The following is a 19,115-nucleotide window of genomic DNA, read 5'->3' as shown; positions in this document are numbered from 1 at the left end:
CCTCCTATGCTAAAATATTTAAATTATTATCCAAGATTAATTCTTCAATGATTTCTTCTTCATCACCAGTGGAAATCCCACTTACTTTTTGTGTTGTTTTACTTTTAAAATCTTGATTTTGACTTGTATCTTCTCCACTAAAGAAAGTTGTATCCTCATTATAAAGACCTATATTTACTTCTTGAATCTTAATATTTTGATTTTCAAGTAACTTCTTTATTTCATTTAAATTAGAATTAAGTAAGTTATAAGTTTCCTTAGAAGTTGCTTTAATTTCAGCCTTCATAATTCCTTCTTCTGAGAGAATTTTAATAGTCATTTCACCAAGTTCTTTTGGATAAACCTTTACTTTCAGCTCAGAAATAGCATCTTTCATCATAAACTTTACGTTTTTAATGATATCCATTCCTAAGGTTTCTTTATTAACTGTAACTGGCATTTTGACTTCATCAGTAGATGTTGGTAATCCATTTAATTTGTTATAATAATTAAGGTTTTTAGTAGATGTAATACTAGAATCATCATCTAAGAACTTCATTAAAACTTCTTCTTCCTTCTTAGATATATCTTCTTTATTAGTTGTATTTGTATTATTACTAAATGTTTCTTTATTTAACTCATCACTATTTTCTGCGCCTAGTTTATCTACAGTATTAACTTCTTTAGTACTATCCATATTATTTATCTTAGTATCAACTTCACTAACATTTTCTAATGAATTATCTTTTTCAACAGCTTTATGTACTAAAGAATTAAATATCTCCTTAATGTTACTGTCTGTAACATTAGAACCTAATGACTTTTCAATGGAAGTTATAATATTAGCTTTAGTGTCTTCTGGAATTGAATCAATTAAGCTTTTAACTTCTTTAGCTAAATCTTCTTTAATTAAATCTAATGACTTATTATCTAGTAACTCTAAATTAATACCACTTAACTTTAGATCTTCTTCAGTTTTTATTAATTTTTGAAGTATATCCTTTATTTCTAAAAGATTATCCTTAAAACTTTTATTTTCTTCATCATCATTAACTAAAGAAAGTAAATCATTACTTAAAATTTTGTCAGAAGTACTATTAAGTAAATCTAGAGGATTTTCACTTTTAAATAAATCTATTGACTCAACTATATTACTTTCATTAACTTTAGTAGCCTCATTATTATTTCCATCATTTAGCTTATTAAGTAAAGCTAATAATAAAACCATTATCTTAGTAGTCTCTGTAGAATCTATTTCAGTATTATTTGATAAACTATCTATTTCATCTACTATCTTCGATGCTAATTCATCTTTAGATACTGAACTTGCTTCCTTTATTGTTTTATCTGCTACCTCAGTTAAATTACTTTCATCATTAGTTACTATTTTTTTATCAGTATATTTTGCTTCCTGATATATTGATTTCTCTTTAATATCCTTTGAAGTTAAATTACTTTTTAAATAATTACTAAAGCTCTTATTTTTAATATTTTTTTTATCTGATTTAAAGCTATTATCTGAAGACTTAAAATCATCCATATTATTGGTAAAAACTTTTAATCCATTAATATCTACCACCTATTTCACCTCCTTTCAAGGATAATAAACTCTTAATGTTTTCTCATATATGCATATAAGGCTAACTCATCAATAAACAATTGTTCTTTTCTATCTTCTTCCTTGTTAAACTCGATAAGCTGCCTTTCCTTTAATATATCAACGGTTTTTCTATCTATTTGCTTTTTAACCAGGTCACTTCTTCTAATTTCAAGCTCTTTTGCTTTAGTTATTAACTCTTTTTCAGTTTCATTAATTCCCTTATCTAGGGCAAATAAATAATTCTTCTTAATTTTTTGATAAATCAGGGTCTCACCCTTCTTTATTCCGTTATATTTATCATAATTTCCTTTAAGTTCATTAAGCTTTTCTTCAGTTTTTTGCTTTTCTCTTTGAGTTTTAGTAAAATTCCTTTTACTTTCTTCTTCCTTTTCAACTCTAATTTCTAAAAGCTTTTCCAAACTAAATTTAAAATTTTCAGACATTTAATCATCCCTTTAACTTCTAAATATTGAAATTAGCCTATTTAAAGAAGTATTAAAATCAGACTTCTCTTCTATTCCTTGCTTAAGGAAACTATTTATACCATCGTTATATTTAATTGCTAAATCTATTTTTTTATTGCTGCCTTTAACATAAGCACCTAAATTAATTAAGTCCTCAGCATCTTTATATGTAGCAAGTAAATCTCTTCCTATTGATGCAGCTTCCTTATGGTCATTTTCAGCTATATTAGACATAAGTCTACTTATACTATTTAACACATCTATAGCGGGATAGTGATTCTTATGAGCTAATTTTCTAGATAATACAATATGTCCATCTAATATCCCTCTTACAGCATCTGCTATAGGCTCATTAAAGTCATCACCATCAACTAATACTGTATAAAAAGCTGTTATTGACCCCTTATCAGAAGTACCTGGTCTTTCCATAAGCTTAGGTAATTTAGCAAATACTGAAGGAGTATACCCCTTTTGTGCTGGGGGCTCTCCAATAGCTAAGCCTACTTCTCTTTGCGCCATTGCAAATCTAGTTACTGAATCCATCATCAATATAACTTTTTTACCCTTATCTCTAAAGTATTCTGCAATGGCAGTACCAGTCAAAGCTCCCTTAATTCTAATAAGTGCTGGCTTATCTGAAGTTGCACATACTACAATAGACTTTTTCATACCTTCTGGTCCTAAGTCTTTTTCTATAAACTCCAGTACTTCTCTTCCTCTTTCTCCAATTAAGGAAATTACATTAATATCTGCTTCTGCCTCTCTTGCAATCATACCAAGAGTTGTACTTTTACCAACCCCTGACCCTGCAAAGATCCCAATTCTTTGGCCTTCTCCTACAGTTAAAAATCCATCTATAGCTCTAACTCCAGTAGGTAAAACATCAGTTATTCTTTTTCTCTTTAATGGATCTGGGGGTTCATTTTCTAAAGGATAAGGTTCCCCAAGAAGTAACTCTTCATCAGTTAATGGATTCCCAAGTCCATCAAGAACTTTCCCAAGCAAAGCATCTGAACAATTAACTTCTAAAGGTCTTCTCTCTGGAACAACCCTGCATCCTGCAGAAATACCTATTAATTCTCCAAGGGGCATTAATAAAACTGCATCTTCTCTAAAGCCAACAACTTCACACTTTACTGCTTTTCCCTCTTGGTTGTAAATTGTACATAGTTCACCAACAAAGGCTCTTATTCCTTTAACTTCAATTGTTAACCCTATTACCTCTTTAACTGTTCCTTCTATATAATGAGTATTTACTTCTCTAACAGTTTTATTTAATAAATCAAAATTAATATCTAACATTTTTTCACCTATTAATTTGTAATGCTTGTTCTAAATTCTTAAGGGCTATATCAAGCCCTATCACTACTTTTCCTGTATTTTTTTCTATAATAGCATTACCCTCTTCCATTAAAGGATCTTCTAATACAAAGATTTCTCCTTTAATAGCATAAGCTTTTTCATAGTACTTAAGTTTTTCTTCAATAGCCTTAATATGAACTGTATTGCATTTAATAATTATATTTTCTTCTCCCTTAGCCTCACTTAGAATATCCTCTAATAATGGTAAAATTCCCTCAGAAGATGAAACTTCTTTCTTTGCAATAATACTTGCCATTTCAAAAGCTAAAGATATTATTTCTTTTTCCTTTTCTTTTAAATACTCAATATATTCATTATTAGCTTTACTTAAAATTTCTTCTGCTTTTTCAATTCTTTCTTTAACTTTATCCTCTGTATCTATTTGAACTTTATTTAATCCTTCGGCATAACCATCTTCATAGCCATTTTGCTTTCCTTGACTATAGCCTTCTTCATAAGCTCTCTTTTCTATTTCACCTTTGATTTCATTAGCCTTTTCTATTATTTCATCTGCTTCTTCTTTAGACTTTTTTATAATATTAGCTCCAATGATTTCATAGCTTCTCTTTATATCTACTTCTTTTGAATCTTGTTCTTGTACTTTTTCATTTTCTAAAATCTCTTGCTTGCTTACATAGTTTGTTGCTATCTTCTTTTCACTTCCTTTTAAGGCTGAAGTGTTTTTAATTAGGTTATACGATGATTGCATCTTCTCCACCTCTAGAAATAATAATTTCTTGTGCATCATCTAGTCTTCTAATAATAGCAACAATTTTTTGTTGAGCCTTTTCAACATCCATAAGTCTTACAGGTCCAAGGAACTCCATATCTTCCTTTAAGGATGCAGCTGCTCTCTTAGATTGGTTTCTATAGATACTATTTGCAACTTCATCTGAACATCCCTTAAGGGCAAGTGCAAGTTCTTTTCCATCAACTTCTCTAAGAATTCTTTGAATAGATACATCATCAAGGGTAATAATATCTTCAAATACAAACATAGAACTCTTAACAATATCTGCAAGTTCTGCATCTTCTCTTTCCAAGCTTTCAGTAATATTCTTTTCAGTAGTTCTATCAACTTGGTTAAGAATATCAACTAATGTTTCAACTCCACCAAGGGATGTCATTTCACTTCTTACTACATTACTTAATTTACTTTCAAGAACTTTTTCTATTTCCTTAATTACCATAGGAGATGTATTGTTCATAGTTGCTATTCTAAATGCAACATCACTTTGTGTATCTTCTGGTAATTCAGCTAATACTTGAGCTGCTTTATCTGGTTGAAGGTAACATAATATAAGTGCAATGGTTTGAGGATGTTCATAAGTTATTACATTTAGTAATTGATGAGCATCTGCCTTTCTTGCAATAGAGAAAGGCCTATATTGCTGAGTTGCCTCTGTTACCTTACTTAATATATCATTAGCTCTTTGAGTACCAAGAGCCTTAGATAATAAGGTTCTTGCATACTCAATTCCCCCCTCAAGAATATAGTCCCTAGCCTTATTCATTTCTAGGAACTCATCTAAGATAGCTTGTCTCTGATCTACAGAAACTGTGGAAATATTAGCTATTTCATATGTTATTTTTTGAATTTCTGGTTCTGGTAATTTCTTTAATATTGCTGACGAAGCCTCAGGTCCAAGTGTAATAAATAATATAGCTGCCTTTTGAACTCCGTTAAGCTTTGATGAATCTCTAGCCATATTATCACCTCTCATTATCAGCTAACCAAGATTTAACTATATCTGCTACTTGATCTGGTTTATCGCTGGCATATTTCTTTATTTCATTTTCTATATGTGCTTTAGGATTTATTGTTTCAAAATTAATGCTCGGCATTTCTTCTACTTCTTCTGATCTATCATCTATTACTACATCTAAAAGATTAGTCTTTTCTTCATTAGCCTTTTTATTCTTTCTTCTAAGTAATACAATTACTACAATTATTATAATTAACCCTATTAGTCCTAATACTGAATATAATATTATCTTATTTCTACCTTCTTTAGCTAAGGCATCATTAATTGCATCAAATTCCTTTTGAGCTTCTTCCTTTGTAACAGGGTCAAATGTCATACCTACAACGGAAACGCTATCTCCTCTTTCAGTATTTAATCCTATAGCATTAGCAACAGATTTCTCTAAGGCTTCTTGAACATTTCCTGCTATATTTCCATCTACAAACACTGAAGCTGTTAATCTTTTAACCTCTCCTGGTGCACTTATAGTCTTAACTTCAGTTTTACCACTTTCATAATTAGTATTAGTTTCTTCTTTAGAACTTCCACCATTTGTAATATTTTCTTCTATAGTATTACCCATATTATTATCAACAGCACTACCACTAGTATTACCTGTATTACCACCATTGTTTTCTTTAATAACTTGTTGGCTAACAATAACCTTATTAGGATCTACTATAGTTTCTGTCTTTTGCTTAGAGTCAAAATCTAAATCAACATTAACAGAACTCTTAATCTTACCTTTACCAACTACAGGTTCAAGTAATGAAATTATAGACTTCTCTATATCTTCCTCATATCTCTTTTCTAAATCATATTGTTGATTAATAGTTTCTGAACTTACTGTATTTCCATTTTCAGAATTTAAACCTTCACTAAGTAGATTCATGTTATCATCAATTACTTCTATATTTTCCTTAGGCACATTTTCCGTACTTCCTGCTACTAGAGCTACTATTGATTTAACTTGTTCCTTAGTTAATTTATTTCCTGGTACAATCTTTACATATACTGCAGCTTTACCAGGCTCTTTATCCTCAACAAAAACTGAATCCTTAGAAGGAGTAATATGTACTCTAGCTGAATCTATTTGAGGGAAACTTTTAATAGTCTTCTCTAATTCTCCTTGTTGCATTCTTAATTTTTTTAATTTAAACTCTTCATCTGTCATTCCAAAGGAACCACCAGAATCCATAAGTTCATATCCATTACTTCCATCTGTAAGCTCTGGCGCAATTTCTAATCTTAATTCATCAACTTGAGATTTAGGAACTAAAATTGAATTTCCTTCAATTTTCATATCAACTTTCTTTTCATTTAATTTACTTGTAACAAGCTGTGCATCACTTGCTTCTAGATTTGAAAATAAAACCTTATACTTAGTTGCTGAGTTATAAAAGAACAAAGATAAAATAGCTATAAAAAATGTAATAATTGCTACTATTATTGCTATCCTAACACCCTTGCCTAAAGATTTAAACCTTTTCCACAGCTTACTAAGGCTCTCCTTTAGCTTTTCCATTAAATAAGCACTCCTCACTATCTACAATTGCATTCTTGTTAATTCTTGTACTGCTTCAACTACTTTATTTCTTACTTGAATAGCTAGTTGCATACTCATTTTAGCTTCTTCCATACTTAAAAGCATTTCATGAACCTCAACATCGTTACCAGCAACAAAGTCATTTGTTATTTCATCTGCCTGTACTTGTTTTTCATTTAATTTATCTAAGCTATCCTTTAGTACATTTTGAAAACTACCAATAGAGGAAGTCTTATTATTTGCATTATTATTTATATTAAAATTATCATTCCCAAATATTTTTTCAGATGGTACAAAGTTATTTATTATCATCTGCTATACCTACCTTCCTAGCTCTAATGTTTTAGTAAACATACTTTTTGTAGCATTTAACGTATCTATATTTGCTTCATAAGATCTGGAGGCAGTTATCATATCCGCCATTTCATTTAAAATATTTACATTTGGCATAGTAACATATCCATTTTCATCTGAATCTGGATGAGTTGGATCATATACATTTTTTAGGGGTGATGGATCATCCACTATTCCAACAGCCTTAATTCCATTTAATCCTTTTTCATTATCTAGATTTTCTTGAAATACTGCAATTTTTCTAACATAAGGTTTGCCATCCTCGCCTCTTGTAGTAGTAGCGTTAGTCATATTAGAAGTTATTGTATCCATTCTAAGCCTTTCAGCTGATAGCCCACTGGCACTTATCCTCATAGTATTAAATAATCCCATACCCATTAGTTCCCTCCTGAAATTACACTTTTAGTCATATTTAATTTAGAATTAGCTTGAGTAATTAATGCATTATACATTAAACTATTTGCTGCTTGATCTACTTTTTCTAAATCTAAATCCACATTATTCCCATCACTTCTCATACTTGTACTATTGTCAACTTTAATATCTACTAAAGAATCACTTAAAGTACCACTTAAATGTTTATCATCAGTTTTCTTTAAAGAAAATTTATCGATTTCACTTTTTAAATTTTCTTCAAAGGAAACATATGACCTTTTAAAATCTTCAGTATTTATATTTGACATATTATTTGCTATTACTTTTCCTCTTAGAGCTGAGGCATCTAACCCTGCTTTTAATAGCTGCATTGTCGAATCATTATTTATGTTCACATCCACATCTCCTAAACAATCACATTTTTCTACATATTATTATTTTCAATAAAACATAGTATGACTTAATAGTATATAATTCTCCATTAAATTTGCCATACAATCCTATTATAAATAAATTATTACTATATTTCTATTATAAATTTACCAAGGAATATTTTCCCAATAGGTATTTACAAAAAATTTATTATTGAAACAGATATTTTACACACCTTTCTACACCATTCTACAATACTTTTGCCTTTTTTACCATAATAATATTTTAAAACTAAATTTTGTATAAAAAAAAGAGAAGTTTTATCCACTTCTCTGTCGAATGATTTATTTCATATTTTCTAAAACTCTTAATATATCCTTAGGGAAATTATTAGTTTGTTGCATTAAAGCTATGGAAGTTTCTTGCAATATTGAAGTTCTTGCATATTCCGCCATCTCTAATGCAATGTCAGTATCCCTAATTCTGCTTTCAGCTTTTTCTAAATTAGAAGATGTTCCAGTTAAATTAGTAGCTGATGTCTCCATTCTATTTTGAATAGCACCATATCTGCTTCTTACAGAGTTAACTGTAGCCATTGCAGCATCTATAATTTGCATATTTACTTCATCATTAGATTTGTCAGTAACATCTAGCCCTTCAAGAGTATTACCTTCTTTATCACTTAATACATCTGTAGTTAAATTAAATATTGGAATATTCATATCTTCATTTGTATTAGCCCCTACTGTATGCTTTAAAACTTTTGGATAATTATTGTTAGTAACCCTCTCAGAATTAAGAAGTTTAACCCCATTAAACTCTGATGTCTCTGCTGTTTGATTAATTTGTGCCTTAATATGATCTATTTCAGTCTGAATAACTTTTAAATCATCATCAACAGCTACTCCATTCGCTTGTACAGTTAACTCTTTAATTCTAAGTAAAGATTCGCCTATACTATTTATCGAGCCATCTGTAGCTTGCATCATAGAAACTCCATCTTGTATGTTTCTTTCAGCCATTTGAAGACTTCTTATTTGAATTCTAAGACCTTCGCTAACCCCAAGCTTATTCGGATTATCCTTTGCAGAATTAATCTTCGATCCAGTAGTTATCTTGTTTAAGGCTGATGCATTTAATGTTAAACTTTTCTTGTAATTTCTATATACATTTAAAGATTGCATATTTTGATTTAATCTCATAATATCTCTCCTAAACTTTAATCTATTATCTAAATTATCGGTAAATAAAGTAATTCCTTAATATATCTCACATAGAAAGTTAGAAGTTAAAAAATTGAATATATTTCGGTTTGCAAAATTGTTCATTTTTCATTTCTTAATTCTTTCATTAATAAAAATTCACTAGTCAAACTATTGATTTTAACTTTATTGGCATAGCCTTACTCCAAATCAATGTCCTCAAGACATAAAACAGTCTTCCCTGTGCACTATGCTATTAGTTACCCTTAAAAGGATCCTCTATATAAAATGATAATTGATCGCTTACTTAATCTTCTTTTAACTGATTTGCTATATATTCTTTTATTATTTTTCTATTCTTTCCAACTATATTAACATAATAACCTCTAGATCAAAATCTTCTATTCCTATACTTAAATCTCACATTTCTCTACTTTTCATATATCATCTGACTACTTTTCCCTTTTAAAAATTCCATTAATCATGATACAGAGAATATCAGTGGTATTTCTATTAGCATATGTACATGGTCTATGCTTACCTCCGCTCCTAATATATTTATCCCTTTCTATTCACATAATTTCCTTAATATTACACATATTTCAAGTGTTCTTGCACCATAAAAAGCCTTTCTTCTATACTTTGAAGCAAAAACACCATTTCTTATGTGATAAACTATGTATGTCATTCATAACAATTCCTCTCTTGCATTTTTATTTGCAGTTCGTAGACCACAATATAATTATATAATGAAAGCCTCCTATTATCACTTTGCTAAAGCTTATTGAAACCCTCGGATTATCCAAAGGGTTTTATTTAACATAAAAAAGCCAGAGTATTACTCTGACTTCTTAATATAAATATTGTAAGCTTATCAATTATCTTAATAATTGAAGAACTCCTTGAGGTTGTTGGTTTGCTTGAGCCAGCATAGCTTGTGCAGCTTGTTGTAATATGTTGTTCTTAGAGAATGTCATCATTTCCTTAGCCATATCAACATCTCTAACTCTACTTTCAGCAGCTGTTAAATTTTCTGAAGAAGTTCCTAAGTTATTGATTGTATGCTCTAATCTATTTTGCATTGCTCCAAGCTTAGATCTTTCATTTGAAACAGTCTTAATAGCATTTTCTACTTTAGTTAATGTAGAATTAGAATTTTCATGTGTATCTACTAATAAATCTGAAGTAGTTAAAGTTAAACCTTTTGCAGACATATCGCCAATATTAAAAGCTAATTTTTGATTTTCATTAGCTCCAATTTGTAAGTTTTTATCTTGTTGTGCAGTTGTAACTACAGTTTTACTATTTAAATCTGCTAATGTAGAACCATTTAACTCTATTGATAATCCTAACTTATCAAAATTTAATGTTCCACTACCAGTAGCAGCTCCAAAATCTATTTCCTGCTCCAATCCATTACCATCAGAAGCTTTCACTTTATTTCCTGCAACAGTTAAAGTTATAGTAGTACTAGCTTTCATTCCTGAAGCATTAATTTTAGTAACCCCATCTGCACCTTCTTTTAAAGAAGTTGAAGCATCTATTTCAACTCCAAAACTACCATCTAATAGATTTTGCTTATTAAATTGAGTTGTATTAGCAATTCTATCGATTTCAGCACTTAATTGATCTAATTCAGCTTTAATCGCTCCTCTATCTTGTTCAACATTTGTGTCATTAGCACCTTGAACTGATAACTCTCTCATTCTTTGAAGAATTGAGTGAGTTTCATTTAAAGCACCTTCAGCAGTTTGAATTAATGAAATACCATCTTGAGCATTTCTAGAAGCTTGATCTAAGCCTCTGATTTGACCTCTCATTTTTTCAGATATAGCTAGTCCTGCAGCGTCATCTCCAGCTCTGTTAATTCTAAGCCCTGAAGATAATTTCTCCATTGACTTACCTGCAGCTGTTGTGTTTGAAGTCATATTTCTGTGTGCGTTTAACGCGTTCATATTGTGATTAATAATCATAATAAAATTCCTCCTTGATTTTTAAATTCGACATCCTTGTCTTTTATTTATTTAAACCTACCTATGTAGATAAGTTCTCTATATAGAGACTTTGCTTAAGCTTTATATTATATATATCGTTTAATAAAATAGAACTTTATACTTTTTTCTAAATAATCTTACAATATTTTTATTATTTTAAATTAAATATTATATCTTTGCAGTAAAAAAATTATTAACTCTTCTATTTTTTTCATAAGCATTATTTGCATTCTTTATATTATGCAAATTCCTTATTTCTCCTTTAACTAATATTATTTCTTTTTCTATAGCTTCCTTTAATTTTTTATCTAAATCTATCAAATCCAATTCCAAATATGCTTTTTTAATTTCTTCTATATTATCTTCATTAGAAAATAAGTTATCTAATATTTTTTTTCTCTTATCAATAAGTCTTAAAGCCTCTTCTTCATTCTCTATTCCATTAATAATAGATAAAGTTATCTCTTTATATTCCTTAAGCTTTTCTAATATCATATCTTAACCAAGTCCTAATTGTTGCATTAAATAACTTTGTTGAGAATTATACTTATTCATCATAGTTTCTAAGTTCGCATATTTAGTATATAAAGCTTGTTCTCTTCTTGAAAAATCTTTTTCCATATCAGACATCTTTTGCTCATATTTTTCAATTGATCTTGTTATGTCATTATTATAAGACATTGAAGTTCCCTCGAAACCCGCTTTTTTCATTAAAGAAGCTGTTACAGTCATAAACTCATCATAAAGAGTAGTTTTAAGTCTTTGCATTATACCAGTTTGAGAATACTTCTTGCTATATGTTAACTCATCATTCTTAGGTGTATTTTTAATAAACATATTCATTATCTCTTCAGAGTTTTCTTCAAGAGCTTTAGTTAGTTTATTTTCATCTATAGTAAATGTTCCATTTTTAGTACCTGCATAATCAGCTACTGGACTAATTCCTATCTTTTCAAGATTTAACCCGCCAGTTCCATCAACAAAAGTTCTCATAGCTTGTTTTAAACTATTATTAATTCTCGTTAAGTCCATATCTCTTGAAAGTTGACCTTTTTCTACTTTTTCATTCCAAAGCTTTATTTCATCTTCAGACATTTCCTTCTTTTGATCTTCAGTTAAAGGTGTAAAATCTCTATTTCTCTTTTCAGTTGTAAGTTTATTTATTTTTTCAACTAATATATTATAATCATTAAAAAATTTAACTAAATTATCTTTTATTTCTGTAACATCTTGTTTTCCAGTTATAGAAATAGCATCCCCTGTAATATCACCGTTAAATTTAAAGTTTACCCCATCCAAAGTAACATTATTGCTAATTCCTGTGTGAACATACTTTCCACCATTACTATTAGTAATAGTTAAGTTAGCATCTACACCACCCTTTGCAATAGCTCCCTCAACTTCTAAAATTGAAACATCAACCTTAGTATCTTCACCTGACAATTTTGAAGTTAATATAAGATTCTTTCCATCATTACTTAAAGATGCTACTACATTTTTGCCCTGTTCTTTTAAAACCTTATTAATATAGTCATCAATATTTCCTTCTGCCTTACTTAAATCAATAAGTACATTATCTAAAACTAATTTTTTATTAGACATATTACTTAATTCTACAGTAGTACTAGCCTTAACTTCATTCTTTCCCTCTGTAAAAGTTCCTAAATTATCATTAATACTAAGCTCTGGATTTACAATATTATCTTTACCTAATACTGTACTGGTAAATGTAATATCACCATCATCGTTAATCTCTGCTGATAATTTATGACTCTTTAATTCATTATTAAGTTCTTTTATAAGTTTTTCATTATCTACTGTACCATCTTCATTCTTTATCTTTTCACCATTAATAGTAATTTCTTTTTTTTCTTCACCTATCATTAGACTTATAACATTATCCCCATCAATCTTAAAATCATTAGATTTAAAGCCAGTTATAGTTGCTGCAGTAGCCTTTTCCCAGTTATTCTTTATTCCTATATGGCTAAATTTTCCACCTACAGTAAAACCACTATCTTTTCCTAAAACTTTAGACTCAAATACAAAACCACTTTTATTATCTTTACCTGTATTACTTTCTATAAAGTCTGTATATTTTACACTTACATTTATTCCTGCTTCTTTAAGTGCATTATTTAAATTAGTAGCTCTTTCTCTTTCTGTTTCTCCTGTTAGAGTGAATTCTACTCCATTTATTAATATTTTTTCTCCATTTTCAATGCTGCCTGAATATTCCACCTTATTTGCTTTTGCTACAGTTCCTGATACTTTATAATTATCAACCCTTGCATCCCCTGATCCTGTAACACTTACCAAACTGTCATTAGATGAAGTAAATTGTACAGATGACCAATTTTTACTTAATAATAAACTATTACTGCTAGCTACATCAAAATACTTATTGTAAAACTCTCTTGAGTCCTTAATTACTTCTCTATAAAGCTTTTGCTTTATTTCTAGTATTTCTTTATCTTGACCTTTTTTATCTATCTTAATTCTATATGGCTTCATGGAATTTTTAATTATTTCATCCATATCTAAGCCAGTTGCTAATCCTGTGATTCTCATTTAAACACCCCCGTTTTTCTTCAATTAACAGTTAACAATTAATAATTAACAATTAATGTTGGAATTCAGTGAACTGAATTCCTTAATTAATATTTTGATTTTTATTTATCTAATATGTTACTTCATTTTCTTTGAAATTTCGTATGCTTCATGCCAAGTGTCTCTTACACTTTCTATTACTGGCATTAGCTCCTCCATCATTTTCGCATCTTTTTTTAAGTTAATTTCAAATAGTCTAGTTTTTATAAAGTCATAAACTTCGTATAATTGTGCCGCCCAATCTCCTGCATTTCTATCTAAAGTTACCATTAGTTCCGTGAAAATATCTTGAACCCTTACTAAGCTTTCATGACTTTTCTTTGTGTCTTTTTTCTCCAAGGCTTCTTTTGCTACCTTTGAAAATCTAACTGCTCCATCTACTAACATTAATAATAATTGTTCCTTTGATGCGTAGTTAACGCTATTATTTTTATATGCATTTAAGGCATTATTACTATACATTTATTATTTCCTCCTACTTTTTAACATCTAAAAAAGTGCCTCTACCTAGTAAATTTATATCTTCTTCTTTTTCTGCTCTTAGGCTTATAGTTGGTTCTTGAACTTTGCTTACATCAATAGTAATTTTTCCTTTGCCCTTTTTCATTGACTCTTCTTTTACATATTCCTTGAAGAATTTTTTCTTTTGCTTTTCACTATCCTTATTTATACTTATAGTTGACTTTCTATGAACCTTACCATCTTTAGTTTTTTCATAAAGCTTTCTTCTAATATCTGTATCGATTTTATTAAGTAAGAAATTCATAGTTCTTCCCCCTACTAAGCCTTTTTATCTATAGCTACACCAACTAGCTCAACCATTCTAGCTACTAGATCTAGAATTTTCTTAGGTGGACACTCCATAATAACTTCCTTAGTATCTTGGTTAATTATTTTTATCATAATATCACCAAACTTTTCATGAACTGAATACTCTGCATAAGTATTCTCATCCTTAAGGAATTTATTTAATTTATCTACAGCCTTAGCTATATCTTCTTCTCTATATCCTTTATCTTTTGCTGTTACAGCTTTTACTGCATCCTTGCCTGCTGGAACCTGCTTAACTTCAATATTTGTATCAATATATGAAGTATTCCCTAGGTTAGCTTGTCCTCCTTGACTTGTAACCTTAAAATCCACTTTAAATACCCCCTTTCTTTCAATTAACAATTGACAATTAATAATTAACAGTTTTGGTTGAAAGTCAACAAGTTGACTTTCTTTAATCTAATTTTTCTTATAAAACTCCTTAAGTAGTTTTATAAATATCTATATTGGTAATTTGGAACAAATTACTTCCTTCATTTTTTCATTCTTTAATTTTTCATTCTTTCATTAATAATCATTAATTATTAAATGTACTATTTATCTCTAATTTTCAATCCCTTTAATAGGTCAATATTGATCCTCGCTGCTTCTTTATTTTCTTCTTGAACCTCTTCAAATAATTCTTTTCTTAAGATAGTCTTTTCCTTAGGTGCCTTGATTGCTAGTTTAACACTTCCATCTTCAATCTTGGATACTGTTATTTCTATATCATCACCTATTAAAATAGACTCACCCTTTTTTCTAGTTATAACTAACAAATTAACACCTCTCTTTTTTGCAATTAACAGTTAACAGTTGACAATTAACAATTTAGGAAATAATTCATCAAAGCTGAATTAAAAATTAAAGTATTTAATTATTAAAAACTCATAAGGAGTTTAATCATAATTTTTTAATTCGTTCATTTCTTCATTCTTTCATTATCAACTCTTATTTAAGAAACTCTGTAAGAGTTTCATCCTTAATTATACATTATCCATTATTCATTAATAAAAACTTTAGTTTTTATCTCATAATCTTCTTTATCTAATATATATTGTTCCCCTTTTTTGTCATTTATATTTATTACTAGAGGTGCTTTTAAATTTGCTGTTATATTTTCTACCTTTTCACTTAGGGTTACTAATGAATATAAAATTACATCTTCTTCTTTTTGGATATTTAGATTTTTTATTATTTCTTCATTTAGCTTTATTTCATAATTTTCTTTTACTGTAAATGGTGATATTAATATAAATCCAATATCTTTGTCTTCAATCGATTGAATTATGCTAAAGGGGCTATCTTCTAAGGCTTCTCTTATTATGTATTTTTTTAAATTAGGGAAGCCTGGTATCCCTTTTTCAAAGGTTATTATTTCATTTTCTTTATATGTTATTTTCCCATGTATAGGTGATATTATTTCCATTTTAATTCTCCTATCTTAAGAAGTCTAATAGTGATGGCTGTATTACCTTAGCACTTACTTGAAGTGATGCCATATAAACACTTTGTGCTACTGTAGCTTCTATAGTTTTTTCCGCAAAATCTATATCTTCAGTTTGAGATAATATATCTTTTAAATTAAAGTTTTGCTCTTCGTTTTGTGAGGCTGCAGAGTCCATTCTATTTTGCTTAGCTCCCACTTCTGCTCTTACCTTTAATAAATTTGTTATTACTTCATCTATATCTTTTAAATTTTCATTAGTTATCTTACTACTTTCAGTAGGATCCTCTGATGCTACATTATTAGTTATATCTTTAAGTAAGTCCATGGTATTAATTTCTTTACCATTTTTATCTTTAAATAATAGTAAATCTGTAGCTGATACATTGTAGTCCATAGTTACACCTTGTGAAACTTCTACTGTTAACTTTCTTCCAATCATACTAATTTGATTTTGTACCATTTCATCAGTATCATTTAAGTTAAGAACTTCTCCATCTTTACCACTTAAGTAGATATAATTATTTCCTGTAGTAATATCTTTAGTTGAACCTACTGGCTTTGAATTACCTTTAGTTCCTCCAAATATATATTTACCATCGAAATTCGAATTTAATATTTGAGTAATTTCATTTACTTTTTCATTCATTTCGTCTTTAATAGCCTTTTTTTCATCAGTTCCATAACCTGCATTTCCTGCTGAAACCATAAGTTCTCTAAATCTTTGAAGACTATTACCTAGCTGCTCAAGTGCTGTATCTGTTGTATCTAACCAGTTAGTAGTATCTTTTATATTTTCATTATATTGAACATTGGTTGATATATCTCTACTTAACTGCATAGTTCTTGCAACTTTAAAAGGATTATCAGAAGGTCTTCTTATTTCCTTACCTGAAGTTAATTGATCATTAAGTTTCTTCATACTATTTTGATTTCTTCCAAGATCCCTTAAAAAACTTTTACTCATCATCTGGTTTGTAATTCTCATCTTCCTACCTCCTATCTCTTAAGTCCATTTATTATTACTTCTAATAGTTCATCTACTGTTGCTATTATCTTAGCATTTGCATTATATGCATGTTGGAACTGCACTAAATTAGCCATTTCTTCATCAAGTGAAACTCCAGAAACTGAAGCTCTACTTTCTTCAATGCTATATAATAAATCTTCTTGATTAGTTACCATTCTTTGAGCTTCTTGAGCTTGTACCCCAAGTCTATCAATAGTATCTTTAAAGTAAGAATCTATTTTCATTCCAGAAGTACTACTCTCTACATTTAAGCCATTACTAGTTAATGAATTTCCACCCTTGTTTTTATCGAACATATCACTTCTTGACTTAACGGATTCATTAATATCTTGTATTCTAATTAATGAATCTCTAAGTTTAGCTATAGCTAAGGCTCTTGCACCATCACTATCTCCATCCATAATATTTTCGTTAGTGTATTTATATAAATCATCATGAGTCTTAGTCTTAATCTTCATAACATCTTCTAATATTTCCTTATTTATAGAAATATTTTTAGCTGTTATTTCTTCTTCAGCCCTTAATGTAAAATCTAAATTACTTAAAGTACCATTACTTCTATAGCTTGCTACATCTTTATTAACAAAGAAAGGTAAATAATCCTTATCTACATCTCCAGTATTATTAAGTGGATCTTCTATACCACTATGAACTGCATTTACTGAAAATGCTAAAGCCTTAGCAAGCTTATTTAATTGATTCATATAGTCTTCAATATCTTTTTGAACTGAAACTATACCACTAACACTACCAGTTTCAGGCTTAAACATCATAAGTTCAGAGTATCCAATTGTATCTCCATCCCTTATAGGATATCCATCTCCTCTTACTGCTTGCCCATTACTATCTGCCCATATAACTCTGCTATCTTTAATTTCCTTTGCTTGTTCTGGAGTAATTCCTGAAACTTTTAAAGTTTGCTTATTAGATTCGCTATCCATATTACCATTCTTATAATATGTAACTATATAAGTTCTTCCAGATAAATCACTTTCATCAAGCTTAACATCAGTAACATATGAAAATCTTGATACATCTCCATTAGGGCTAGAGTTTACTAATGTATCAGCCTTCATAGTTCCTGAACTAGTAGGCTTAACATCTACTCCATTAAACTCTTTTTTATCTACTTGAATGCCAAACTTATAACTTAATTGGTCTAATAATAAGTCTCTTTTATCCATTAAGTCATTTGGTGTATTCCCTGATACTGTAACACTAATTATTTCTTGGTTAACTCTATCTAGTTGTTCTAACATACTATTAACTTCAGTAACACTGCTCTTTAGCATATCTTGAGCATTAGTTTGAAGCCCTTCAAGCTTTGTGTAAGTTGCATTTAATGCATCTGCAAGTGCTGCTGACTGTTGAGCTACTACTGTTCTAGCATTTGAGCTATTAGGTTGCTTAGATAGTTCTTGGAAAGAATCAAAGAATTTCCCCATTAAAGTAGATAACCCTGTTTCTGATGGTTCATTAAAAACACTTTCTACTTCATATAAGTAATTATTTCTCATATCGTACTTTCCTAGTACTGCATTTTCTCCTCTAACTTGATAATCTAAGAAGCTGTCCCTTACTCTTTCTATAGCTTGTATTTGAGATCCTGTCCCTATCTGTCCTGCCCCAACAGAAGAGCCTCTAGAAGTCCCCCCAAAAGGTCTTGAAGTCTCTATTTTAGCTCTTTGTCTAGAGTACCCTACAGTATTTGAATTAGCTATATTATGAGAAGTTACATCTATACTTTTTTGTTGTACATTCATACCCCTTTTTGCAATATTAAATGTTGAAAATAATCCTGACATAATCCATCCACCTATCTTTTTATATTTCCATAAGAATTATACGTTGCTGCGTCTTTTTTAGGATTCATTATGTTTAGTAGTTTATTAGTAAAAGCTAATTGTTGCTTTATCAATAATTCGTTAGTATCTTTTTGAAGTATAAGTTCATTTAATAGTCTTTGCATTGCTCTATATACTTCATCTAATTCACTATCCTTTGAATTATTAACATATTCTCTAATAGATGTATCACCTAAGAATTTTCTTCTTTGAACTTCTGCTTCTGCAACTTCTTTATTCTTTAACTGTATTTCTTCTGTTATAGCCTCCATATTAAATACATCCTTATTTAATATAAGCTTATACTGCTTATCAAGAAGTACTAATAATTCTTCGAGTCTTTTACCTTCTACTATTAATATTTCCTTTAAACTACTCATT

21 protein-coding genes and 1 pseudogene are annotated in these 19,115 nt (G+C 29.4%); all 22 read right to left on the bottom strand.

Annotated elements, in window-relative coordinates:
• Positions 1 to 4 precede the first annotated feature (4 nt).
• A complete protein-coding gene (locus E5347_RS02965) occupies positions 5 to 1,558 on the bottom strand; it encodes a flagellar hook-length control protein FliK (RefSeq protein WP_136004480.1) in 1,554 nt (517 codons plus the stop codon).
• Positions 1,559 to 1,590: 32 nt separating this feature from the next.
• Positions 1,591 to 2,022 carry a flagellar export protein FliJ gene (gene fliJ, locus E5347_RS02960; protein WP_136004478.1) on the bottom strand — a complete coding sequence of 144 codons (432 nt, stop codon included), beginning with the start codon at positions 2,020 to 2,022 and terminating at the stop codon, positions 1,591 to 1,593.
• Between the two features lie 12 nt (positions 2,023 to 2,034).
• Complete coding sequence (gene fliI / locus E5347_RS02955; protein WP_136004475.1) at positions 2,035 to 3,345, bottom strand: flagellar protein export ATPase FliI; 1,311 nt, start codon at positions 3,343 to 3,345, stop codon at positions 2,035 to 2,037.
• 4 nt (positions 3,346 to 3,349) lie between these two features.
• Positions 3,350 to 4,114, bottom strand: coding sequence for a FliH/SctL family protein (locus E5347_RS02950; RefSeq protein WP_136004473.1), 765 nt, complete (start codon positions 4,112 to 4,114; stop codon positions 3,350 to 3,352).
• Positions 4,098 to 5,114 (bottom strand): flagellar motor switch protein FliG, encoded by a 1,017-nt coding sequence (gene fliG / locus E5347_RS02945; protein WP_136004471.1) that lies wholly within the window; start codon positions 5,112 to 5,114, stop codon positions 4,098 to 4,100. The genes E5347_RS02950 and fliG overlap by 17 nt, the downstream gene beginning before the upstream one ends.
• Positions 5,115 to 5,118: 4 nt before the next feature.
• On the bottom strand, positions 5,119 to 6,675 hold the full coding sequence (fliF, locus tag E5347_RS02940; protein WP_136004469.1) for a flagellar basal-body MS-ring/collar protein FliF: 1,557 nt from the start codon (positions 6,673 to 6,675) through the stop codon (positions 5,119 to 5,121).
• A 21-nt stretch (positions 6,676 to 6,696) separates the two neighbouring features.
• Positions 6,697 to 7,008 (bottom strand): flagellar hook-basal body complex protein FliE, encoded by a 312-nt coding sequence (fliE, locus tag E5347_RS02935; RefSeq protein ID WP_136004467.1) that lies wholly within the window; start codon positions 7,006 to 7,008, stop codon positions 6,697 to 6,699.
• A gap of 9 nt (positions 7,009 to 7,017) precedes the next feature.
• Complete coding sequence (gene flgC / locus E5347_RS02930) at positions 7,018 to 7,422, bottom strand: flagellar basal body rod protein FlgC (protein ID WP_136005830.1); 405 nt, start codon at positions 7,420 to 7,422, stop codon at positions 7,018 to 7,020.
• 5 nt (positions 7,423 to 7,427) lie between these two features.
• Complete coding sequence (gene flgB, locus E5347_RS02925; protein ID WP_136004465.1) at positions 7,428 to 7,820, bottom strand: flagellar basal body rod protein FlgB; 393 nt, start codon at positions 7,818 to 7,820, stop codon at positions 7,428 to 7,430.
• A gap of 321 nt (positions 7,821 to 8,141) precedes the next feature.
• Positions 8,142 to 8,999 (bottom strand): flagellin, encoded by an 858-nt coding sequence (locus E5347_RS02920; RefSeq protein WP_136004463.1) that lies wholly within the window; start codon positions 8,997 to 8,999, stop codon positions 8,142 to 8,144.
• 307 nt (positions 9,000 to 9,306) lie between these two features.
• Positions 9,307 to 9,687: pseudogene (gene tnpA, locus E5347_RS02915) on the bottom strand (IS200/IS605 family transposase).
• 190 nt (positions 9,688 to 9,877) lie between these two features.
• Entirely contained in the window at positions 9,878 to 10,972 is a 1,095-nt protein-coding gene (locus E5347_RS02910) for a flagellin (protein WP_136004461.1), read from the bottom strand.
• Positions 10,973 to 11,161: 189 nt separating this feature from the next.
• Positions 11,162 to 11,488, bottom strand: a complete 327-nt coding sequence (locus tag E5347_RS02905; RefSeq protein ID WP_136004459.1) for a flagellar protein FliT — start codon at positions 11,486 to 11,488, stop codon at positions 11,162 to 11,164.
• 3 nt (positions 11,489 to 11,491) lie between these two features.
• On the bottom strand, positions 11,492 to 13,564 hold the full coding sequence (gene fliD / locus E5347_RS02900) for a flagellar filament capping protein FliD (RefSeq protein ID WP_136004457.1): 2,073 nt from the start codon (positions 13,562 to 13,564) through the stop codon (positions 11,492 to 11,494).
• 117 nt (positions 13,565 to 13,681) lie between these two features.
• The gene (fliS, locus tag E5347_RS02895) at positions 13,682 to 14,065 is read right to left on the bottom strand and encodes a flagellar export chaperone FliS (RefSeq protein ID WP_136004455.1); all 384 of its coding nucleotides are present in this window, start codon (positions 14,063 to 14,065) and stop codon (positions 13,682 to 13,684) included.
• Positions 14,066 to 14,078: 13 nt separating this feature from the next.
• Positions 14,079 to 14,369, bottom strand: a complete 291-nt coding sequence (locus tag E5347_RS02890) for a hypothetical protein (protein ID WP_136004453.1) — start codon at positions 14,367 to 14,369, stop codon at positions 14,079 to 14,081.
• A gap of 14 nt (positions 14,370 to 14,383) precedes the next feature.
• Positions 14,384 to 14,746 (bottom strand): flagellar protein FlaG, encoded by a 363-nt coding sequence (locus E5347_RS02885; RefSeq protein ID WP_136004451.1) that lies wholly within the window; start codon positions 14,744 to 14,746, stop codon positions 14,384 to 14,386.
• A gap of 221 nt (positions 14,747 to 14,967) precedes the next feature.
• Complete coding sequence (gene csrA / locus E5347_RS02880) at positions 14,968 to 15,192, bottom strand: carbon storage regulator CsrA (RefSeq protein ID WP_136004448.1); 225 nt, start codon at positions 15,190 to 15,192, stop codon at positions 14,968 to 14,970.
• Between the two features lie 221 nt (positions 15,193 to 15,413).
• Positions 15,414 to 15,842 (bottom strand): flagellar assembly protein FliW, encoded by a 429-nt coding sequence (fliW, locus tag E5347_RS02875; RefSeq protein WP_136004446.1) that lies wholly within the window; start codon positions 15,840 to 15,842, stop codon positions 15,414 to 15,416.
• A 10-nt stretch (positions 15,843 to 15,852) separates the two neighbouring features.
• A complete protein-coding gene (flgL, locus tag E5347_RS02870) occupies positions 15,853 to 16,848 on the bottom strand; it encodes a flagellar hook-associated protein FlgL (RefSeq protein WP_136004444.1) in 996 nt (331 codons plus the stop codon).
• Between the two features lie 11 nt (positions 16,849 to 16,859).
• Positions 16,860 to 18,695, bottom strand: coding sequence for a flagellar hook-associated protein FlgK (gene flgK, locus E5347_RS02865; protein WP_136004442.1), 1,836 nt, complete (start codon positions 18,693 to 18,695; stop codon positions 16,860 to 16,862).
• An 11-nt stretch (positions 18,696 to 18,706) separates the two neighbouring features.
• Complete coding sequence (locus tag E5347_RS02860; RefSeq protein ID WP_243109708.1) at positions 18,707 to 19,114, bottom strand: flagellar protein FlgN; 408 nt, start codon at positions 19,112 to 19,114, stop codon at positions 18,707 to 18,709.
• Position 19,115 lies beyond the last annotated feature (1 nt).

Origin of the sequence: Clostridium sartagoforme (assembly GCF_004794105.1) — a bacterium.
GTDB classification, from domain to species: domain Bacteria; phylum Bacillota; class Clostridia; order Clostridiales; family Clostridiaceae; genus Clostridium; species Clostridium sartagoforme_B.
Note: the sequence above shows the minus strand (reverse complement) of the source record. Positions and strands in the feature narration are given on the sequence as shown.

Coding starts and splice junctions, on each gene's coding strand:
- fliJ (WP_136004478.1), bottom strand. CDS start 2,022: ATGTCTGAAAATTTTAAATTTAGTTTGGAAAAGCTTTTAGAAATTAGA.
- fliI (WP_136004475.1), bottom strand. CDS start 3,345: ATGTTAGATATTAATTTTGATTTATTAAATAAAACTGTTAGAGAAGTA.
- E5347_RS02950 (WP_136004473.1), bottom strand. CDS start 4,114: ATGCAATCATCGTATAACCTAATTAAAAACACTTCAGCCTTAAAAGGA.
- fliG (WP_136004471.1), bottom strand. CDS start 5,114: ATGGCTAGAGATTCATCAAAGCTTAACGGAGTTCAAAAGGCAGCTATA.
- fliF (WP_136004469.1), bottom strand. CDS start 6,675: ATGGAAAAGCTAAAGGAGAGCCTTAGTAAGCTGTGGAAAAGGTTTAAA.
- fliE (WP_136004467.1), bottom strand. CDS start 7,008: ATGATAATAAATAACTTTGTACCATCTGAAAAAATATTTGGGAATGAT.
- flgC (WP_136005830.1), bottom strand. CDS start 7,422: ATGGGATTATTTAATACTATGAGGATAAGTGCCAGTGGGCTATCAGCT.
- E5347_RS02920 (WP_136004463.1), bottom strand. CDS start 8,999: ATGAGATTAAATCAAAATATGCAATCTTTAAATGTATATAGAAATTAC.
- E5347_RS02910 (WP_136004461.1), bottom strand. CDS start 10,972: ATGATTATTAATCACAATATGAACGCGTTAAACGCACACAGAAATATG.
- E5347_RS02905 (WP_136004459.1), bottom strand. CDS start 11,488: ATGATATTAGAAAAGCTTAAGGAATATAAAGAGATAACTTTATCTATT.
- fliD (WP_136004457.1), bottom strand. CDS start 13,564: ATGAGAATCACAGGATTAGCAACTGGCTTAGATATGGATGAAATAATT.
- fliS (WP_136004455.1), bottom strand. CDS start 14,065: ATGTATAGTAATAATGCCTTAAATGCATATAAAAATAATAGCGTTAAC.
- E5347_RS02890 (WP_136004453.1), bottom strand. CDS start 14,369: ATGAATTTCTTACTTAATAAAATCGATACAGATATTAGAAGAAAGCTT.
- fliW (WP_136004446.1), bottom strand. CDS start 15,842: ATGGAAATAATATCACCTATACATGGGAAAATAACATATAAAGAAAAT.
- flgL (WP_136004444.1), bottom strand. CDS start 16,848: ATGAGAATTACAAACCAGATGATGAGTAAAAGTTTTTTAAGGGATCTT.
- flgK (WP_136004442.1), bottom strand. CDS start 18,695: ATGTCAGGATTATTTTCAACATTTAATATTGCAAAAAGGGGTATGAAT.
- E5347_RS02860 (WP_243109708.1), bottom strand. CDS start 19,114: ATGAGTAGTTTAAAGGAAATATTAATAGTAGAAGGTAAAAGACTCGAA.